The sequence below is a fragment of the Ferrimonas sediminicola genome (assembly GCF_005116715.1).
In the GTDB taxonomy this organism is placed as follows: domain Bacteria; phylum Pseudomonadota; class Gammaproteobacteria; order Enterobacterales; family Shewanellaceae; genus Ferrimonas; species Ferrimonas sediminicola.
In genome coordinates, this window is record NZ_SWCI01000001.1 from 535,438 (window position 1) to 554,887 (window position 19,450).

General features: G+C 63.0%; 15 protein-coding genes. 8 read left to right on the forward strand and 7 right to left on the reverse strand.

Going from position 1 to position 19,450, the window contains the following annotated elements:
* Positions 1-131: 131 nt before the first annotated feature.
* Positions 132-2,984, forward strand: coding sequence for a DUF748 domain-containing protein (locus FCL40_RS02480; RefSeq protein WP_169306976.1), 2,853 nt, complete (start codon positions 132-134; stop codon positions 2,982-2,984).
* Positions 2,985-3,184: 200 nt separating this feature from the next.
* On the opposite strand, the gene putA is transcribed toward FCL40_RS02480, so the two are convergent.
* The 4 genes from putA to FCL40_RS02500 all read right to left on the reverse strand — a co-directional run bounded on the left by putA (position 3,185) and on the right by FCL40_RS02500 (position 9,284).
* Positions 3,185-6,355 (reverse strand): bifunctional proline dehydrogenase/L-glutamate gamma-semialdehyde dehydrogenase PutA, encoded by a 3,171-nt coding sequence (gene putA / locus FCL40_RS02485; protein WP_136851004.1) that lies wholly within the window; start codon positions 6,353-6,355, stop codon positions 3,185-3,187.
* A gap of 249 nt (positions 6,356-6,604) precedes the next feature.
* Entirely contained in the window at positions 6,605-7,234 is a 630-nt protein-coding gene (locus tag FCL40_RS02490; RefSeq protein ID WP_136851006.1) for a TIGR04211 family SH3 domain-containing protein, read from the reverse strand.
* Between the two features lie 68 nt (positions 7,235-7,302).
* Positions 7,303-8,571 carry an inorganic phosphate transporter gene (locus FCL40_RS02495; protein WP_136851008.1) on the reverse strand — a complete coding sequence of 423 codons (1,269 nt, stop codon included), beginning with the start codon at positions 8,569-8,571 and terminating at the stop codon, positions 7,303-7,305.
* A 32-nt stretch (positions 8,572-8,603) separates the two neighbouring features.
* A complete protein-coding gene (locus tag FCL40_RS02500) occupies positions 8,604-9,284 on the reverse strand; it encodes a TIGR00153 family protein (RefSeq protein WP_136851010.1) in 681 nt (226 codons plus the stop codon).
* Between the two features lie 233 nt (positions 9,285-9,517).
* On the opposite strand from FCL40_RS02500, the gene FCL40_RS02505 reads away from it, so the two are divergent.
* Positions 9,518-10,432, forward strand: a complete 915-nt coding sequence (locus tag FCL40_RS02505; protein WP_136851012.1) for a CYTH domain-containing protein — start codon at positions 9,518-9,520, stop codon at positions 10,430-10,432.
* Here FCL40_RS02505 and FCL40_RS02510 read toward each other — a convergent pair.
* Entirely contained in the window at positions 10,359-11,177 is an 819-nt protein-coding gene (locus tag FCL40_RS02510) for an ion transporter (RefSeq protein ID WP_136851014.1), read from the reverse strand. The genes FCL40_RS02505 and FCL40_RS02510 overlap by 74 nt on opposite strands.
* Positions 11,178-11,184: 7 nt before the next feature.
* Complete coding sequence (locus FCL40_RS02515) at positions 11,185-12,069, reverse strand: DUF350 domain-containing protein (RefSeq protein ID WP_136851016.1); 885 nt, start codon at positions 12,067-12,069, stop codon at positions 11,185-11,187.
* A 73-nt stretch (positions 12,070-12,142) separates the two neighbouring features.
* On the opposite strand from FCL40_RS02515, the gene glnE reads away from it, so the two are divergent.
* Together glnE and FCL40_RS02525 are read left to right on the forward strand one after the other, a co-directional pair.
* On the forward strand, positions 12,143-14,986 hold the full coding sequence (gene glnE, locus FCL40_RS02520; protein WP_136851017.1) for a bifunctional [glutamate--ammonia ligase]-adenylyl-L-tyrosine phosphorylase/[glutamate--ammonia-ligase] adenylyltransferase: 2,844 nt from the start codon (positions 12,143-12,145) through the stop codon (positions 14,984-14,986).
* A gap of 37 nt (positions 14,987-15,023) precedes the next feature.
* Positions 15,024-15,494 carry a hotdog fold domain-containing protein gene (locus FCL40_RS02525; RefSeq protein ID WP_136851019.1) on the forward strand — a complete coding sequence of 157 codons (471 nt, stop codon included), beginning with the start codon at positions 15,024-15,026 and terminating at the stop codon, positions 15,492-15,494.
* An 84-nt stretch (positions 15,495-15,578) separates the two neighbouring features.
* On the opposite strand, the gene lpxL is transcribed toward FCL40_RS02525, so the two are convergent.
* Complete coding sequence (lpxL, locus tag FCL40_RS02530; protein WP_136851021.1) at positions 15,579-16,502, reverse strand: LpxL/LpxP family Kdo(2)-lipid IV(A) lauroyl/palmitoleoyl acyltransferase; 924 nt, start codon at positions 16,500-16,502, stop codon at positions 15,579-15,581.
* A 140-nt stretch (positions 16,503-16,642) separates the two neighbouring features.
* Here lpxL and FCL40_RS02535 point away from each other — a divergent pair, with 140 nt between their 5' ends.
* The 4 genes from FCL40_RS02535 (at position 16,643) to FCL40_RS02550 (ending at position 19,417) form a co-directional block, all read left to right on the forward strand.
* The gene (locus tag FCL40_RS02535; RefSeq protein WP_136851023.1) at positions 16,643-17,467 is read left to right on the forward strand and encodes a hypothetical protein; all 825 of its coding nucleotides are present in this window, start codon (positions 16,643-16,645) and stop codon (positions 17,465-17,467) included.
* 215 nt (positions 17,468-17,682) lie between these two features.
* Complete coding sequence (locus tag FCL40_RS02540; protein WP_136851025.1) at positions 17,683-17,925, forward strand: hypothetical protein; 243 nt, start codon at positions 17,683-17,685, stop codon at positions 17,923-17,925.
* 193 nt (positions 17,926-18,118) lie between these two features.
* Positions 18,119-18,367: a hypothetical protein gene (locus tag FCL40_RS02545; protein ID WP_136851027.1), complete on the forward strand. Its 249-nt coding sequence runs from the start codon at positions 18,119-18,121 to the stop codon at positions 18,365-18,367.
* Positions 18,368-18,379: 12 nt separating this feature from the next.
* Positions 18,380-19,417, forward strand: a complete 1,038-nt coding sequence (locus FCL40_RS02550; protein WP_136851029.1) for a sodium:calcium antiporter — start codon at positions 18,380-18,382, stop codon at positions 19,415-19,417.
* The last annotated feature ends 33 nt before the right edge of the window (positions 19,418-19,450 follow it).

Sequence of the window (19,450 nt, forward strand, 5' to 3'; positions counted from 1 at the left end):
CCCTAGGTATTCCTGATATACTGCGCCGCATACCTATGAGCTCGCCTCCGCCGCAACGGCGAGAGTGACTATGATTATTGCGATCGCTATCTCTCGGGGTAGATGAATGTGAACCCGGAGTAGGGAGTCCCGTGAACATTAAAATCCTTTGGAGTCGCCCCTGGATTCGCCGGGGGGCCTGGGCGCTGCTGGCCCTGTCTGTATACCTGTTGCTGACGGGCTGGGGCCTGCCACGGCTGATCCAGAGCCAGTCTCCCAAGTGGGTGGCCGCCAACCTTAACGGCCAACTGAGCCTGGAGAGGGTGACATTCCACCCCTTCGCCTGGCGCCTGCAGATTCAGGGGGTGCGGTTGAGCGCTGAGGATGGCGAGCCCATCTTCGGCCTCCGCCAGTTGGTGCTGGATCTCGATCCTCTTCACTCGCTGTTCAGCCTCAGTGGCCGCATTCGTACCCTGGCCCTCGAGGGGCCGGAGTTGGCCATTCATGATCTGGGACAGGGGCGCAGTAACCTGGGTGACCTGCTCAGGCCGCTGACCGAAGAGCAGCAGCCGAGCGCCGAGGAGGGGGCGGAGCCAAGGGTTCCCCAGCTCTACATCGCCGATCTGAAGTTGCTGGAGGGGGCGCTGAGTTACCGACGTCCCGATGGGGCCAGCACCCGCTTTACCGATCTGCAGCTGAGGGCCCAGGACCTGGCCCTGGCGGGGGCGGACAACCAGATGGCCCTGGCATTGATCGGCCCCGGCGGGGGCAGGCTGTCGGTGGAGGCCACCGCCTCCCTGGCACCGACCAGCGTGCAGATGCAACTGGCTCTGGATGATGCCGATCTGACCCGCTACTGGCCCTTCATCGACGATCTGTTCCAGTTCCAGCTGGATCAGGGACGAGTGGACCTGAACGCCACCCTGAGCCTGCGGCGGGACCACGACCACACGGCCCTGTTCCTGAATCAGGGGGCCATCGAACTCTCCGGCCTCAACCTCTCCAACCGGCAGTCTCCGCTGCTGACCCTGGCCAAGGCCAGGGTGGAGGAGATCAGCCTGGACCTGACTGAACGGACTCTGGCCATCGGCGGCGTCACTTTGGAGCAGGGCCAGCTCATGGGGCACGTCAGTGACCAGGGGCTGGATTGGGCCACCCTGTTTCTTCCCGCCGTTGATGGCCAACCGGACACCGACGCCGGGGCAGACGCCCAAGGCAAGCCCTGGCAGGTCCGCCTCGACGGTGCCAGCATCGAGCAGTTCAGGCTGATGCTGCAGGACAGCCTTCCCAAGCAACCGGTCGCCTGGGTGCTGGATCTGGATCGGGTGCAGGTTGGGCCGGTTTCCAACGATCTGAGCCAGCCCATCGCCCTGGAGCTGCTGAGCCGCATCAACGATGACGCCAGCTTCACCGCCCAGGGAGAGTTGATTCCCGAGTCGCTCAACGCCCAGTTCGACCTGAGTCTGGCGGGATTTCCGCTGACCGCCACCGTCCCCTACTGGCAGGAGCAGCTGCCCCTCAAGCTGGTGTCCGGTCAGCTGGCCAGTACCGGCGCGTTGAGCCTGGCCGGGGTGTCACCTCTGGACCTGCGCTATGATGGCGAGCTGGCCGTCAGAGACCTGGTGACCCAGGACCCGACCCAGGGGCGAGACTTCGTCAAGTGGCAGGAGCTGGCGGTAAACCACCTGGGCGTGGCGACCCAGCCGATGACGGTGCAGCTGGATCGGGTCACCGTCACCCAGCCCTACAGCCGGGTGATCATCGACGAGGATGGCAGCACCAACATTCAGCAACTGCTGGGCACCGACAGCGGCGCGGCCGCGGCGGCGTCCAAGGCTGAACCTGCGGGCGATCCCCTGCCTCTGAGCATCAACAGCATCGAACTGGTGGACGGCGCGGCCTTTTTCGCCGACAACAGCCTGACCCCCAAGTTTGCCACTGGCATCGAGCATCTGGCGGGCCGCATCACCGGCCTCAGCGCCGATCCCGCTTCCCGGGCCAAGGTGGATATCCACGGTCAGGTGGATCGCTACGCACCCATGAGTCTGATCGGCGAGCTGCAGCCTCTGGTGCCGGACAGTTATCTGGATATGGCCCTGACCTTCGATAATGTCGATCTGATCTCCCTGAACGCCTACTCCGGCACCTACGCCGGGTACTATATCGACCAGGGACAGCTGGATCTCTCTCTCAACTACAAGCTGGAGAAGCGCCAGCTGGTGGGCAGCAACCGGGTGGTGGTGGACAAGCTGAAGCTGGGTAAGCGCAGCGAGTCCGACAAGGCCACCAGCCTGCCGGTGGCCCTGGCGGTGGCCTTGTTGCAGGACAGCGATGGCGTCATCGACCTGGGGTTGGAGGTGCAGGGTGACGTCGACGATCCCAGTTTTGCCATTGGCCCCCTGGTGGGCAAGGCGCTGTTCAACGCCATCTCCAAGGTGGTGACCTCACCCTTCTCGCTGCTGGGCTCCCTGCTCGAGGGCGAGGCGCCCCCGTCTGAGGTGTTGTTTGAGCCGGGCACCGCCACCCTGTCGCCTCGGGCCGAGGATCAGCTTCGGCAACTGGCCAAGGGGCTGACTAAGAGGCCGGGTCTCAGCCTCTCCCTCAACGGCGCCGTCTCCGTGGCCGCCGACCGCAGTGCCCTGGCGGCCACGGCCCTGGCCGGCGAACTGGGTTTCGAGGCCACCCCGGATCAGCCGCTGACCGAGCAGCAGCAGACCCTGCTGGTGGCGGCCTACGAGCGCCGCTTCGGTGTCGGCAGTGCCCCGCCACTCCCGGAGGATCAGCCTCCCCAGGCCTGGCAGCAGAGCCTGTACAACCAGATGCTGGCCAGGGTCAATCTTCCCCTGGACGCCCTGCCGGAACTGGCGGCCAACCGGGCCGAAGAGGTCAAGCGGTTGCTGATCACCCGGCTGGGGGTGAGTGCCGAGCGGGTCTTTATCCGGGAAAGCCGCCTGGAGCTGAATCAGAGTGGTCCCAAGGTGGTGATGGCCCTGGACGCGCTGTAGCCGGCGTGACCATCCAACAGGGAGCCCCAAGGCTCCCTTTGTCGTTGCGGGGTCTGGCAACGGTGCGCAGACGGCCTGTCCCCGGCTACCACGAGATGCCTACCCTTTCCCGCAGGCGAACGCCGGCAGCGCTGTCCCCCCTCCCTGAGACCACAAAAAAGGCCGCCCGGTTGGGCGGCCTGTGATCTCGCCGATGACCCTTAACCGTCACCCAGGGTGAGCAGGGTGGCGTTGCCGCCGATGGCGGTGATGTTGTTGGTGCGGGTCTTCTCGGTCACGAACCGGGTCAGGTAGTGGGGGCCGCCGGCCTTGGGGCCGGTGCCGGATAGGCCTTGGCCACCGAAGGGCTGTACCCCCACCACGGCGCCAATCTGGTTGCGGTTGATGTAGGCGTTGCCCACGTTCACCCGGTCGGCGATGTGCAGCGCATGGGACTCGTTGCGGCTGTGGATCCCCAGGGTCAGGCCGAAGCCGGTGCTGTTGATCTCGGCCACCACCTGGTCCAGGTCGCTGCTGCGGTAGCGGATGACGTGCAGAATGGGGCCGAAGTGCTCCTTCTCCAGCTGGGTGATGCTGTGGATCTCCACCGCGGTGGGCTGGATGAAGGTGCCGTTGCTGCATTCGTCCGACAGGGGCGCCTGACAGATCAGCTTGCCCTCTTCGGTGATGCGATCGATGTGGGCCAGCAGGTTGCCCTGGGCGGTTTCATCGATCACCGGCCCCAGGTCGGTTTTGTGCAGGGCGGGGTTGCCCACGTGCAGCTGGGCCATCGCCCCCTTGAGCAGCCCAATCACCTTGTCCGCGACCTCCTCCTGAACATAGAGCACCCTCAGGGCCGAGCAACGCTGACCGGCGCTGGCGAAGGCGGACTGGACCACGTCCTTGACCACCTGCTCAGGCAGGGAGGTGGAGTCCACCACCATGGCATTCTGACCGCCGGTCTCTGCCACCAGGGGCACAATGGCGCCGTCACGGCCGGCCAGGGAGCGGTTGATCACCTTGGCGGTCTGGGTGGAGCCGGTGAAGCAGACGCCGCCGATGCGGTCGTCGGCGGTCAGGGTGCCGCCGACCAGGGCGCCGGTACCCGGCAGCAGGGCCAGGACATCGCCGGGCACGCCGGCTTCGTGAGCCAGCTGTACCGCCCGATAGGCCACCAGACTGGTTTGCTCGGCCGGCTTGGCGATGACGGTGTTGCCGGTGACCAGGGCGGCCACCACCTGTCCCAGGAAGATCGCCAGCGGGAAGTTCCAGGGGCTGATGCACAGGAAGGTGCCGCGACCCTGGACGAACAGCTCGTTGAGCTCGCCGGTCGGGCCGGGCAGCACCGTAGGCTCCCCCTGCATCTTGCGGGCTTGTACCGCGTAGTAGCGACAGAAGTCGACCGCCTCGCGCACCTCATCGATGCCGTCCTGCAGGGTCTTGCCCGCCTCGCGGGTACACAGGGCGATCAGCTCTTCGCGGTGGGTTTCCAGAAGGTCGGCCAGCGCCTCGATGGCGTTGGCTCGCACATCGACACCGGTGCGGTTCCAGGCCGGGAAGGCGGCGTTGGCGACCTTCACCGCCAGCTCGATGGTCTCGGCGTCGGCGAAGTGCACCTGGCCGACGCTGCGGCGGCGATCCTGGGGACTGGTGACGGTCCGGGCTTCACCACAGTTGATGGTCTTGCCGCCGATCAGTGGGGCAGCGTGCCACTGGGTCTCCTTGAAGCCGTCCAGTTTGGCGAAGAAGGTGCGGGATTCGACAGCGATGTTCATGTTGATTCCTTTCGAGTTGCGTCGCTCGCTGCCAAAGATCTGTTGTGGCAGTACGATCTTGTTGTTATGCAGGGTGGGGCACTGGGTCAGGGTGGTGACCGGGTGTTCGATCAGGCTCTCCACCGGGGTGTTGGGGTCCACCACCTTGTGGACGAAGGAGGAGTTGGCGCCGTTCTCCAGCAGCCGGCGTACCAGGTAGGGGAGCAGATCTTCGTGGGCGCCCACCGGAGCGTAGATTCGTACCAGCTGATGGTGTCGGGACAGCACCGGATCGTACAGCTCCTGGCCCATGCCGTGCAGGCGCTGGAACTCGTAGTCGCGATCGCCCGCCATGTCCATCACCGCCGCGACGGTGTGTGCATTGTGGCTGGCAAACTGGGGATAGAGGTTGCCCCGGGTCAGATCGGATAGCAGGTAGCGGGCGCAGGCCAGGTAGGACACATCGGTGGCGGACTTGCGGGTAAACACCGGGTAGTTGTCCACCCCCAGCTGCTGACAGTGTTTGATCTCACTGTCCCAGTAGGCGCCCTTCACCAGGCGAACCGGGATGCGGTCCCCCTGTTCCCCGGCCAGGGCATTGAGCCAGCACAGTACCGGCAGGGCGGTCTTGGCGTAGGCCTGAACCACCACGCCGAAGTTGCCCCAGCCCTGGGCCTCCTCGCTGCGGTAGAGCTTCTCGAACAACTCGAGATAGAGCTCCAGTCGATCGGCCTCCTCGGCGTCCATGGTGATGCCCACGCCAAACTTGCGTCCCTCGGAGATCAGCGCGATCACCCAGCGATACAGCTCCTCCAGTACCAGCTCCCGGTGCGCCGCCTCGAACTTGGGGTGGATGGCGGTCAGTTTCACCGAGATGGTGGGCAGGGGGGCCTGGCTGTTTTTGTACTGATGGTTGCCCAGGTTGTGGATGGCGTCCAGGTATTCCTGGAAGTGGCGCTTGGCGTCATCCATGGTCAGGGCGCCTTCACCCAGCATGTCATAGGAGTGGGTGTACCCCAGACTCCGGTTGTCTTCGCTGTTCTTCAGGGCCTCACTGATGCTGCGTCCCAGGACGAACTGCTTGCCCATGATCTTCATCGCCGCGTACATCGCCTTGCGGATGATGGGTTCGCCCACGCGGTTGACCAGTCGGGCCAGCAGGTGATTGGGGTTGCCGTCGAGAGTCTTGTCCAGGGTGACCACCCTGCCGGTGAGCATCAGCCCCCAAGTGGAGGCGTTGACCAGCACCGAGTCGGAGCCCTTTAGGTGGCGGGCCCAGTCTGCGCCGGAGAGCTTGTCTTCGATCAGGGCGTCGGCGGTGGCGGCATCGGGGATGCGCAGCAGCGCCTCCGCCAGACACATCAGGATGACCCCCTCCTGGGTCTCCAGGCTGTACTGTTGCAGGAAGGCGTCGATCCCCACTGCCAGTCCCCGCTTTTCGACATTGCGCACCTCGGTAACCAGATTGGCGGCTTTGTCGGTGATGCGGTCGATGGAGGCCTGGTCTTGCGGAACCAGCTGCAGCAACTCCTCGAGATAGTCGGACTCGTCGGCGCCGTGGTTAACGCTGATCGCCTCCTTCAGACTGGACAGATCGGTGGGTATTCCATTAGCCAGAACTTGGCTTGCTTTAAACATCGCGTGTCCCTCGTAATCCATGGGGTGGCGCGGCTTCCTGTGATCGGTTTTGTTTTTGTATACAATCCGCGCCAACGGCGCGCACAGTATACCCACATTTTGTGAGCTGGAACAGGTTGTGGGCGGGTTTTGTTCAACTGGGTCTCAGGGACAGCAGACGCGGGGAGAGGGGTGGGATGGCGTCTGCTGCAGATAGGGCCGATAAAAAACGATCGGCCCTATTTCGGTGGGGTCAGGTCAGGCGGCGGGTTACACCCAGCCACTCTGGTTGCGCCGACGGCGCTGTGGGCGGGGCAGATAGGCGATGATCAGGCCCAGCACCAGTCCGGCCCCGGCCACCATGCCTCCCTGTTGCAGCCATTGCCAGCGTTCACTGTTCTTCATGCTGCGGTTTTCCTTCTCGAGCCGTTCGTTCTCGGCGGAGAGAGTGTCGAGGGTGGTCTTGAGGTCAGCCTCGGTGTTCATCGCCGCACGCTGACTGGCCTCAAGCTGGCTGTTCAACTGGTCGACCTGGCTCTGCAGTTGGCCGTTGCGGGCCTGCTGCTGCTCCAGCTGCTGCTTGAGGCTGGCCACCTCCTCGTTGAGGCGGGGCACCGCCAGGCGGAAACTTTCGGCCTGGGTCAGTTGATCCTGTTTGACCCAGCCGGTGCGCTCCCTGTCGTCGATGATCTGGACGTACTCTCCCTGACGTTCACCGGTGATGGACACTGGAATGCCCGCTTTCACCGATCCCAGAATACGAAACTGGGTGCCGGGGCCGGCGTGCAGATAGATGTAGATGTCCTCTGAGATGCTGTAGTTGCTCTCAGCGGCGGTGACTTGAGGGGCCAGAAGGGCGGCGCCGAGCAGCGCGGCGATGGCCAGAGGTTTGTGCGACATATTTCAGGAACCTTTAAAACAGAAAACCCGCTGCCCGTGAAGACAGCGGGTGATATCTGCTAAGGATATTAACCCAGCACGGCGCGGATCAAGTAGAAAATCACAATCGACAGGCCGGCACCGGCGGGCAGGGTAATGACCCAGGAAACCACGATGTTGCGAACCACACCCAGGTTCAGGGCGGCGATGCCTCGGGCCATGCCGACGCCGAGCACCGCACCCACCAGGGTTTGGGTGGTGGAGATGGGCAGGCCGGTTCCTGAGGCGATCACCACGGTGGACGCCGCGGCCAGCTCCGCGGCAAAGCCACGGCTGGGGGTCAGGTGGGTGATGTTCTTACCGATGGTCATGATCACCCGGCTGCCCAGGGTGGCCAGACCGATGACGATGCCGACACCGCCCAGGGGCAGAATCCACCACACCAGGGGGGCCTTGGCGAGGATCTCGCCCTGGGCATGGACGATGGAGACCACCGCGGCCAGAGGACCAATGGCGTTGGCCACGTCGTTGGAACCGTGCGCAAAGGCCATGCCACAGGCGGTGACCACCATCAGCAGGGCGAACACCTTCTCCACGTTGGCAAAGTGCATGTCGCGGTCGGCGCTGGGGTCCAGCTTCAGACGGCCGATGAAGAACTTGCCGATCATCGCCACTACGACGGAGATGGCGATGGCCAGGCCCCAGGCTTCTGTGTTGTCAAAGTGCAGGCCGACGTGTTTCAGGCCCTTCTTGATGGTCACCAGGGAGAGCACCATGCCTGCCAGGCCCATGTAGAAAGGCACGTAGCGTTTGGCGTTCTTCAGAGGATCTTCGGTGTCGAAGATCAGCTTCTGGGCACTCTGGAAGATGACATAGGCGATGAAGCCGGCGATGGCCGGGGTGACGATCCAGGAGCCGACGATGCCGGCCACCTTGCCCCAGTTGACGCTGTCCACGCCCACGCCGACAGCGGCGAAACCGATGATGGCACCGATGATGGAGTGGGTGGTAGACACGGGCCAGCCCAGGATGGACGCCACGACCAGCCAGACACCTGCAGCCAACAGGGCGGAGATCATGCCGTACACCAGCAGTTCCGGCTGGTCGACGAAGAAGGCGGAATCGATGATCCCTTTACGAATGGTGGAGGTGACCTCTCCCCCGGCCAGGTAGGCGCCCGCAAACTCGAAGATCATCGCGATGATGATCGCCTGCTTGATGGTCAGGGCGCCGGACCCTACCGAGGTCCCCATGGCATTGGCAACGTCGTTCGCGCCAATGCCGTAAGCCATAAGAAAACCGAATAATGCGGCCACAATGATCAAAATCGGGCCGTAATTTACCAGTACTTCTACCATGGTAAAACCTTAATTTATTGTTTTGTCACGCTTTAAGCGCGAGCAAGCATGAGTTCCAGACGAGAGCCAACCCGCTCCGCCTGGTCGGCCAGATCACCGGCCCACTCGAGGATCTTGTACAGGAACATCACATCCACAGGATTGAGGTCTTTCTCAATGCTGAACAGACGACGGCGCAGGCTGATCTGCATATGGTCGGTGTCGTCTTCGATGCGATCCAGTTGCTGGATCATCTCTTCGACCAGGTTCACTTCCCGTCCCCGGAAACCGGTTTCCAGAAGATCATCCAGTTCGTTGATTGCCTTGGAGGCTTGAGATACTGCGTCTACGCAGCGTTGTAGGTAGGCTTTCAGATCGTCCTGAAGTTCAGAGGGCATCACCATCTCGCGGCCGATGATGCGACCGGCGATATCCTTCGCCTTGTTGGCGATCTTATCCTGCTGGGTCAGCAGCTCGAGCATGTCGGTGCGCTCCACCGGCATAAACAGGCCACCGGGCAGGGTCAGACGGATCTCCCGCTTGAGAACATCCGCTTCGCGTTCCAGACGGCTGACTTCGCCCTGGAGTTCGCGGGCACGTTCCCACTTCTGGTCAATCACTGCTTCCATAAAAGGAATCAGCATCTTGGACGCTTCGTGCACCTTATGCATGTGCTCTTGAAGCGGTTTAATGGGTGACTTCGCGAAGACACCTAAGATCGAATTTACTGGCATAGCCAAATAACCTTCTGCTTTGCTCTGAGTAGCATTGGCGGGCGCATGTTACCCTATGCACCAATATAAGCAACATCAAAAAACCGGCCTGGAGTGGTGTAATTATAACCGCCAGGTATAAAAAACCCGCCCAATCAAGGCCGGGGCCATCGTAAGTCAGATATGTGACACTTATATGACATTGTTGCACTTCGCTGACGTTAATATGAATTTTTAAATAAACTTATAGACTTATGGAAATTGAACTGAAGTTGCTGCTGACCAATGTGGATCATGACCAACTGGTTTCGGTGTTGAAAAGTCTGGGCAGGGTAAAAAGTGATCAAACTCACTTTCTGGTCAATCGCTACTTCGATACCCCGGCACTGACCTTGCGTCATATGGATATCGGTTTGCGGGTACGCCAGAAGGGGGAGCACAGGGAGCAGACGGTGAAGACGGCCGGCAGCGGCGACAGCGGGGTACACCGACGCCCCGAATATAACGTGGTGATCGCTGGCGACTGGCCGGAGCTGGCGCGGTTTCCCGACGGGATCTGGCAGGGCACCGACATCGAGGCGTTGCAGGCTGAGCTGACCGAGCAGTTCGCCACCAACTTTCGCCGCCGCGCCCTGGAGCTTCAGCTGCCGGGAGGGACCGAACTGGAGGTGGCCCTGGACCGTGGCCAGGTGTTGGCCGCGGGCAAGAGTGAACCCATCGATGAGCTGGAGCTGGAGCTGATCTCCGGCGACCTGAGGGAGGCCCTGGTCCTGGCACAGAGCCTGGCTCAGCGGTTCTGCCTCAGGCTGGGGCAGGCCTCCAAGGCGGCCCGGGGCTACCGGCTGGCCGACCTATCGCCCCTGCCCTCCCTCCGCGACCGGCAGCCAGGCTCCCTGGCGGAGGGGCTGGCCGCCTGGCAGCTCAACGAGCACCACCTGGCGCTGGGGAGCGAAGGCGCGAGGGAGGCCCTGGTGACCCAGCTGAGCGGTCTGTCCCAGCAGCTGTTCGACGGTGAGGCTGGTCTGGCGGTGCGTCTGGCGGCCCTGGGGCAGGGGCTGATGGACGCCCCAGACGCTCGCGCCCGGTTAGTTCAGCTTATGGAGACGACCGCTTACGGCCAGGCTCAGCTGGCCCTTCTGGCTCTGCTGCCTGAGCTTCAGGAAGACTGAGGGCTTCCAGCCTGGCCAGGATCTGGCGGTTCTGCTCGCTGAGGGTCGACAGCTTGGCTTCCAGGGCATCGGCACGCAGTTGCAGACGTTGGTTCTGCTGATCCAGTTTCTCCTGCTCCTCGGGGGAGACGAAGATCGAGGCCAGGTACCCCGCCACGATGCCGAAGAAACTGACCCCGCAGATGATCACCATGGCGCCGATGATTCTGCCCTCGGTGGTTACCGGGTAGTAGTCGCCGTAGCCGACGGTAGAGATGGTCACCAGGGACCACCAGATGGCGGACTCGGCATCGTTGATGTTGGCGCCCGGGGCGCCATCCTCGAACAGCAGGATCAGCACCGACGAGAAGGTGAGCACGGTGATCAGGGCCACCAGCAGGCTGGTGACCGTGGTTTCGCGCTTGTGGGTGGTGTAGGCCCTGAGCAGGGAGCGGCTCATCCGCATCAGGCGGACGACCCTCAGCACCTGGAAGATCCGGGCGAAGCGCAGCGGCTCGATCACCGGGATGGAGGCCACCAGATCAATCCAGTGAGTCTTGGCGTACAGGCGTCTGTCGCTGCTCTTGGCCAGCCCCCAGAAGAAATTGATGATAAACACCATGCAGATGGCGAAATCGACATAGAGCAGCAGGCGGATCGCCTCCTTGGCTTCGTCGTTGAAGGCGATGATCAGTACCACGATCACCGACAGCACCGACAGCAGCATCATCCCCGATTCTCTGGGGCTTAGAGTTTCTTTTGGCATAGTTATCTCAATCAATCATGGCGCACAGCAGCAGGGCCACCCCCACCCATTGCGCCGCTTCCAGGGCGGCGACGCCGCTGTTGTCCTGCAGGGCGATCTCTTTGTCCGGGTTTATCTTCACCATCACCCAGGCGCTGAGCAGCTTCTGCCACAGGGTCAGGAGCAGCAGTCCGCCGACACTGAAGCCGAACCAGCTCCATACCAGGGTCAGCGGCTCATCGACGGGTGCCTCCGGCAGGGCAACGGTGGCCGCCAGAATGAGGGCAGCGGCGATCACCACCCCGGTATGACTCAGTGCCACCGAGCGCTGGTCCTGCTCGATGGCCTGCTGGAAGGGGCCATAGCCCTTGCGGTCGTGCAGATACTGAATCCAACGGCTGATGCCGGTGAGAATCGCCAGGCTGGCCAGGTAGATCAGCCCGTAGCTGACCGTCCCCATCAGGGAGGGATCTCGGTGCAGCTTCTCGAGCAGGGCCCGGATGATGATGGCGGCGCTCAGGGCGGCACTGGCATCGGTCAGCGCCATGGCCACGTTGCCGCTGAGGATATGCTGCTTCTTGTCGATGCGGTCGATGGCGAAGCGATCGTTGACCCACAGGCTGACCCGGATCAGCAGCAGTCCCACCAGGCCGAACATCACCAGATTCAACCCCTGCTCCAGATAGCTGAGGTTGCCCTGGCGGGGCATCACCGAACTGATCACCAGGGCCATCGCCAGCAGGGAGCCGGCGGTACTGATGCCGAAGGCGACGTTATCCCGTTCGGCCAACTCCGTCTGGCTGCTCACCCCCTCCCACCATCCCTGGCTGAAGCGGAGCAGGGTCAGAAGCAGCAGGCTGCCTCCCACCTCCAGTGCCAGGTGAATCCAATCCCATTGCCACCACTCTGCCATATCCGATCGCTGCCTTCCTAACCGCTTTCTGCTAAGGTGATTCCAGAAAAATCCTTATTCACAGGAAGTTATTATGAGCCTGCCGCCCGTGTTCGACAACCTCCCTGCCAGTCTGCGTCGGCAGGCGGAACACTATCGTCAGGGACTGGGTGAGGGGCCCTGGGGGGCCCTGGAGCCGGAACAGCAGCAGAGGCTGAACCTGTTGTTTGCCATGTCTGAATTTATCGGAGCCCGCCTCAGTCGCGATGGCGACTGGTTGCCGGAATTTTTCCGACTGCTGTCGCAGCACCTGCGTCACCCTCAGTACCGCGCCACCCTGGATGAGGAGCTGGCGCGGTGTCAGGATGAGGCATCCGCCAAGCGGGTGCTGCGCCGCTTCCGCCACCGGCAGATGGTGGTGATTGCCGCCCGCGACTTCCTGAACCTGGCGCCCCTGGATGAATCGCTGGCACACCTGTCGGAGATGGCGCAGAGCCTGATCCTGGCGGCGCGGGACTGGTTGACCGAGTACCTGGCAAGCCGCTTCGGCTATCCCAGGAGCGCTGCCGGAGAGCGGCAACCCCTGTTGATCCTGGGGATGGGCAAGCTGGGGGGCGGTGAGCTGAACTTCTCCTCCGACATCGATCTGATCTTCACCTACCCGGAAAATGGCACCACCGACGGACCTCGGCAGCTGGACAACCAGCAGTATTTTATCCGCATGGGGCAGAAGCTCATCGGGCTGCTGGCGGATGTGGAGCTGGAGGGTTTCTGTTTCCGGGTGGACATGCGGCTGCGCCCTTTCGGCGAGGCGGGACCGCTGGCGGTCAGCTTCGATGCCATCGAGGACTACTATCAGGAGCAGGGGCGGGAGTGGGAACGCTACGCCATGGTCAAGGCCAGGGCGATGGGTGAGGGAGATCAGGCATCCGCCCTGCATACGCTGCTGCGCCCCTTCATCTATCGCCGCTACCTGGACTTCTCAGCCATCGATGCCCTGCGGCGGATGAAGGCGCTGATCGAGTCGCAGCTGCGCCGCAGCAGCCTGACCGACAACATCAAACTGGGCCGGGGCGGCATCCGTGAGGTGGAATTTGTGGTTCAGAGCCACCAGTTGATCCGCGGCGGGCGTCAGCCTGCCCTGCGCCGCCAGCCACTGATGCCGGTGCTGGCGGAGTTGGCCCGCAGCAACTGCATCAGTGGCCGGGATCACAAGCGGCTGCTGGAGGGCTACCGCTTCCTGCGCCGTCTGGAGAACCTGCTGCAGGCCCTGAGCGACAAACAGACTCAGACCCTGCCAGACAACCCGGATGACCAGTTGCGTCTCTCCCTCAGCCTGGAATTCGACTCCTGGGAAGCGCTCAGGGAGACGCTGAGCCGGCACATGAGCAATATCCACGAGGTGTTCAGGGAGACCATCGGCGGTGACGAGCAGGAGGAGGAGGAACTGGGCGAACTGCCGGCCCTGTGGCAGCACCCGGATCCGGACGTATCCGAGATTCTCTCCGCCCAGGGGCTGGACAGCGAGCTGGCCGAGCCGTTGATGCGGCTGCGCGGCGAGTTTGCACGGCGCACCATCGGCCCCCGGGGACGGGACACCCTGGATAAGCTGATGCCGAGGCTGCTGGGGGAGCTGGCGGGCCAGCCTGGCCAGTCTGAGTTGCTGCAGCGGATGATGAAGGTGGTGGCCACCATCCTGACCCGCACCACCTACCTGGAGCTGCTGCTGGAGAATCCGGCGGCCCGTCAGCAGTTGGTGCGGCTGTGCGCCGCCAGTCCCTGGATCGCCGATCAGCTGGCCGCCTACCCGATCCTGCTGGACGAGCTGATCGATCCCATGCAGCTCTATCAGGTGTTGCCGCCGGATGGCTATGCCGCCAGTCTGCGCGAGTTCCTGATGCGGGTGCCGGAAGAGGATCTGGAGCAACAGATGGAGGCCCTGCGCCAGTTTAAGCAGATCAGCCGGCTGCACATCGCCGCCGCCGATGTCACCGGGGTCCTGCCGGTGATGAAGGTGAGTGACCATCTTACCTGGCTGGCGGAGGCGATCGTCGAACAGGTGGTGCAACTGGCCTGGAATCAGCTGGTGGTGCGTCACGGGCTGCCCTCCTGTGCCGGTGACGGCAAGGGGTTCGCGGTGGTGGCCTACGGCAAGATGGGCGGGCTGGAGCTGGGGTATGGATCCGATCTGGATCTGGTGTTCCTGCACCGGGCCGACAATGGATACACCAGTGGCGACAAGGGGATCGACAATAACCACTTCTATCTGAAGTTGGCCCAGCGGGTGCTGCACCTGTTCTCCACCCGTACCCTGTCGGGGATCCTTTACGAGGTGGATATGCGTTTGCGCCCCTCCGGTGCTTCCGGCCTGCTGGTCAGTCACATTGACCGTTACGACGAGTACCAGCGTCAGGAGGCCTGGACCTGGGAGCACCAGGCCCTGGTGCGCGCCCGGATGGTCTTCGGTGAACCGGCCATGGTGAAACGGTTTAATGAGATCCGCGAGTCGGTGCTGTGCTTGCCCAGGCATGAGGCGCAGCTCAATGGCCAGGTGCGAGAGATGCGGGAGAAGATGCGCGATCACCTGCACAAAGGCAGCGAACGGCTGTTCGATCTGAAACAGGGCCCTGGCGGCATCACCGACATCGAATTCATTACCCAATACCTGGTACTGGCCCATGGTCACCGGCTGCCGCAGATGAGCCGCTGGTCCGATAATGTGCGCATCCTTGAGCTGGCGCTGCAGCTGGGGCTGCTCAGTGCCGAGGAGGCGGATCTGCTGGTGCACACCTACACCGAGATCCGCGACACCAACCACCATCGGGTGCTGGCGGGGCTCAGCGGCCTGCTGCCCCACAGCGAGAAACCCGAGGGCTGTGAGGCGGTGGCGGCACTGTGGTCCCGAATCTTTGACAAAGATCACGAAAAAGGGGAATAATTGCCCCTGACTGATCAGACCAGTTGTGAGGAAGAGGATGTCCGATAACTACCTGTTGAAGATTCACCGCAGGGTGAAGACGCTGCCGTTCGGGGATTGGCTGATGACCCGCATCGTGGCCAATAAAGCCCCTTACTTCAAGACGATCCCGACGCGCCTGGAGGCGCTTCGCCCCAACCATGTCAGCTGCATCATCCGCAAGAAGCGCCAGGTGGAGAACCACATCGGTACCGTCCATGTCATCGCCATCTGCAACGGACTGGAGCTGGCCATGGGGATGCTGGCCGAGGCCTCCATTCCCCGGCATCTGCGCTGGATCCCCAAGGGGATGGAGGTGGCGTACACCGCCAAGGCGGGCAGCGATATCCGCTGCGTGGCAGAAACCGACCCGGAGGGATGGCAGCCCGGTGAACTGCCGGTGCGGGTGGCCGCCTACGACGATGAGGGTACCGTGGTGGTCAAGGGCACCATCAACCTGTGGCTGTCGGAAAAGCCCGATAAGCGTTAGGCGGGCTCCGCCGACGAGAGCGTGCAAAAGGGGCTGAGCACCATGGTGCTCAGCCCCTTCAGTGTCTTTGGCCCGCGACGGCACTCAGTACAGGCTGGGATCGCTTCTCTGAGGTCGGGTCTTGAAGCGGCGGTGCAGCCACATGTACTGCTCGGGTCGACGGCGGATCAGCTGTTCCAGGATCCGATTGCCGCGAACCGCGTCTGCCATCTCGTTGTCGCCGGGGAAGTCGTCCAGAGGCGGCAGAATCTCGATGGTGTAACCGGAGTTGTCCCGGTTGCGTTCGACAAAGAAGGGCATCACCCTGGCCTTGCCCAGCTTCGCCAGGGTGGTGGCCCCGGTGACGGTGACCGCCTCCTCCACCGCGAAGAAGGGGGCAAATACCGCGCCCTTGCGACCGGCGTCCTGGTCGGCGGTGTACCAGATCACTTCGCCGCTGCGCAGCGCCTTGACCATCTGCCGTACCTCCCGCTTGGGGATCAGGCCCTTGTTGGAGCGCAGACGCCCCTTCACCTGCAGGTACTCCATAAACTTGTTGTTGTGGGGGCGGTAGACGCCGACGCCCGGACAGCATTGGCCAAACACCCGGGCACCGGCTTCCAGCATCAGGCAGTGGGCGGCAAACAGGATCACCCCCTGGCCATCGGCCCTGGCCTGTTCGATGTGCTCAAGCCCCCTGATGGTCATGTGTTTCTGGATGCGCCGGTCGCTCCACCACCAGGCGTTGACGCTGTCGAACAGCGCCATGCCGGTCTGGTTGAAGTTGTCTCGCAGCAGCGCTTCGCGCTCCGCGTCGCCCATCTCCGGGAAGCACAGGCGCAGATTGGTGCGGGCCACGTGCACCCGTTTCTTCAGCAGTGCCTGTAGCAGCCGCCCTAGGCCACAGCCGAACCACCACTGCACCCTCAGGGGCAAAAAGCTCAGCAACCTCATCAGGGCGATGCCCAGCCACATGGGCCAGTACCTGGGGTGGAGGAAGCCCCGATCGAATTCAGCTGAAGTAACCATGGTGTTCCCGTAACAATCAGTGAGCCGGCTATTCTAACAGCCGAAACGGGCCCTGTGATACACTTTGGCGTCATGTACCCCTCTCATATTCTGAAGAATCTCTCATCACCTCGGGTGTGTTCCCGCCCGGGAGGTGGACGTTGCTGTCTCTGGTGCTGACTGCTCTCCTCGGTGGCGGGGCGCCGATGTGCGATCGCAGTGAGCTGCCCGGCTGCCTGGAGCGCCTTCCCACTCCCCTGGTGTCGGCGCTGTCACAACATTGGGGCGTGCCACCTCGTCAGCTTGGTCCGACCCTGGAGCGTCAGCTGGCCGGACAGGGGGCGGTCACCCTGACCCTGGGCAGACAGGCATTGATCCTCACCGATGGCCGGCGCATCGCTCAGCCCCATATCCTGCTGGTGGGTCACGAGGTGTATGAGTTGCCGTCGGTGCACTCCCTCTCCCTGGCTGTGCTTCATGAGCAGGGGCATCTGATTGAGGTGGGGGAGGAGCTGCGCCAGCCCTACCGTTTTGCCTACTGGCCCGAGGTGTGGCAGGAGGAAGTGGTCGCCGACCTGTACGCGCTGTGGCAGCTGGCCAGGCGGGGAGAGCTGGCGCTGGGGTGGGACCTGGTGCACCTGCGCAACTTCAACCTGATGGGGGCGGCTCCCGACTGGGCTCACTGGACCACTCCGGTGCTGCTGCCCTGGCTGGTGTCGCCAGAGCGACGCCAGACCCTGGCCCGGCTCAGTTTCGAGCGGGTGCTGGCAACAAGCGTTGTCGTTGCCGCGGATCTGCCCCATTTCCGCACTCTGGGCCGGCGTCAGTTCGGTCCCGGTCGTGGTGCCTATCCCTATGTGCCTCCCCAGCTGGTGGAGCGCTGGTGGCAGCTGTTGACTCCCAGCCTGTCACTGCTGATGGGGGAGGACCTGGCTCCCTATCGTCAGCGCCAGCATCGGCTGATGGTGGCGAAATCCGCCAACTAGCGGTCAATATCCCCCTTTCGCGTCAACCTGACTTTGACATCTATCATGCTAATCAATAGCTTAGTTGGGTGGTTCGTAACTTGCTAAAGTTGAAGGAACTGCCGGTTTGACCACCGGCGGCGACTGGGAAAGCCCAGACCTTGACGACATCCATCGCCACCCGGTGCTCGGCGCCGGGTCGCGCCCCTAGATAACAACAGCATAAGGAGAGTGAGATGCTGACCTCAGGATCCATCGTGGCCATCGTGGCCATCGTCATGGGGTGCCTGGTTGCCATGATAAAGAGTAAGCATAAGAGCGAGGCTCAGGCGAACCTGGCCCAGTTCAGCCAGTTGGAGGAGGAGCTGAAGGCCACCCGAGCACAGTGTCACGCCCTGGAGGAGCGGGTGGTGGTGCTGGAGAAGATCGTCACCGATTCCGGATTTGATCTGCAACAGGAGATCTCCCGACTGGGATAAGGGGGAGGGTGTCGTTCATTTTTGTACCGGGCGGCAGCCAGTCCAGGACGCGGTGTGACCCCGGTGGCGCCAGGGCCACACCGGCGCCATCGGGGTGTTGCCGGATCTGAATCAACTCATCGACACCCTGCTTCGACGTAGTCCCCTCCCTCGACTATAAGGTTTAGAGGGACAGTGCCTAAGGGGGAATGGTATGAGCAAAGTGGATATCGATACCGAGGATTTTGAACACCTGATCCAGTGCCGCCGAGTCTCCAAAGAGGCGGGGGAAGCCTATCACAAGGCGGTGGAAGCCCTGGCCCGCTGCGGAGAGTCCAGCCGCGGCGCCTGGATTGAGGAGTGCAAACGCGCCTTCGCCGCCAAGCAGCAGGCCCTGGCGGCGGAGAGGGAGGAGTTTCACCGGGTCTTCGACGAGTTGCCTCAGGGGTTGCCCAAAGAGTAGGGGAGCTCCCCCATGATGGATCCTGCGGGTTGGCCTCTGGTCGCGGTAATTATCGCGTTTGCTGCAGTGGCGGCGGTTATCGGCTGGTTTGGCATTCAGATGACCCGGCTTGCCCGGGATCTGGCCTCCGGCACCGGCTTGGGAGAGGCACTGGTCGGTGCCCTGTTCATCGGCGCGTCCACCTCCTTGTCAGGGATTACCACCTCGGTGTCGGCGGCGTCTTCAGGCCACCCTCAGTTGGCGGTAAGCAACTGTCTGGGCGGCATCGCCGCCCAGACGGCATTTCTCGCCCTGGCGGACATCGCCTACCGGCGGGCCAACCTGGAGCATGCCGCGGCCTCGGCGGAAAATCTGTTTCTGGCGGCCTTCGTCCTGACTCTGCTCAGTATCCACGTTCTGGCGCTCTCCACCCCCGATGTGGCCCTGTTCGCGGTTCATCCGGCGACCCTGCTGCTGGTGATCTTCTACGTGGTCGGCATCCACCTGCTGGCGCGAACTCACACCATGCCGATGTGGCTGCCCCGGCGAACCAAAGACACCTCCCGGGAGCCTGCCGCCCCTCCCAGGCTGCGCCGGCGTTCGCTGGGGCCGCTGTGGCTGAAGTTTGCTGGCTGCGCGGCGGTGGTCGCCCTGGCCGGCTGGTCGCTTGCCCGGCTGGCCGTGCCTTTGGGTGAGAAGAGCGGGCTGTCGAACGGGTTGGTCGGCGGCGTGTTCACCGCCGTGTCCACCTCGATCCCCGAGCTGGTGGTGGCCATTACCGCGGTCCGGATGGGGGCGCTGAACCTGGCTGTGGGCGACATTGTCGGCGGCAACGCCTTCGATACCCTGTTCGTGGCGGCCGCGGATCTGGCCTATCGGCAGGACTCCATCTACGCCGTCATCTCCCGTGTGGAGCAGTTTTGGTTGGCCACCGCCATGCTGATGACCGGAGTGCTGCTGATGGGACTGATCTATCGTCAGCGCCACGGCCCGGGGAACATCGGCCTGGAGAGCGTGGCGTTGCTGGCGATCTACCTGGGCGGAGTGATGATCCTCCTCCTGCTCCATTAGTTTTGGTTAAGCGCAATGGTCAGCCACCCACCG

Coding starts and splice junctions, on each gene's coding strand:
- FCL40_RS02505 (WP_136851012.1), top strand. CDS start 9,518: ATGGAAATTGAACTGAAGTTGCTGCTGACCAATGTGGATCATGACCAA.
- FCL40_RS02510 (WP_136851014.1), bottom strand. CDS start 11,177: ATGCCAAAAGAAACTCTAAGCCCCAGAGAATCGGGGATGATGCTGCTG.
- FCL40_RS02515 (WP_136851016.1), bottom strand. CDS start 12,069: ATGGCAGAGTGGTGGCAATGGGATTGGATTCACCTGGCACTGGAGGTG.
- lpxL (WP_136851021.1), bottom strand. CDS start 16,502: ATGGTTACTTCAGCTGAATTCGATCGGGGCTTCCTCCACCCCAGGTAC.
- FCL40_RS02500 (WP_136851010.1), bottom strand. CDS start 9,284: ATGCCAGTAAATTCGATCTTAGGTGTCTTCGCGAAGTCACCCATTAAA.
- FCL40_RS02495 (WP_136851008.1), bottom strand. CDS start 8,571: ATGGTAGAAGTACTGGTAAATTACGGCCCGATTTTGATCATTGTGGCC.
- putA (WP_136851004.1), bottom strand. CDS start 6,355: ATGTTTAAAGCAAGCCAAGTTCTGGCTAATGGAATACCCACCGATCTG.
- FCL40_RS02550 (WP_136851029.1), top strand. CDS start 18,380: ATGATGGATCCTGCGGGTTGGCCTCTGGTCGCGGTAATTATCGCGTTT.
- FCL40_RS02525 (WP_136851019.1), top strand. CDS start 15,024: ATGTCCGATAACTACCTGTTGAAGATTCACCGCAGGGTGAAGACGCTG.
- glnE (WP_136851017.1), top strand. CDS start 12,143: ATGAGCCTGCCGCCCGTGTTCGACAACCTCCCTGCCAGTCTGCGTCGG.
- FCL40_RS02490 (WP_136851006.1), bottom strand. CDS start 7,234: ATGTCGCACAAACCTCTGGCCATCGCCGCGCTGCTCGGCGCCGCCCTT.
- FCL40_RS02540 (WP_136851025.1), top strand. CDS start 17,683: ATGCTGACCTCAGGATCCATCGTGGCCATCGTGGCCATCGTCATGGGG.
- FCL40_RS02545 (WP_136851027.1), top strand. CDS start 18,119: ATGAGCAAAGTGGATATCGATACCGAGGATTTTGAACACCTGATCCAG.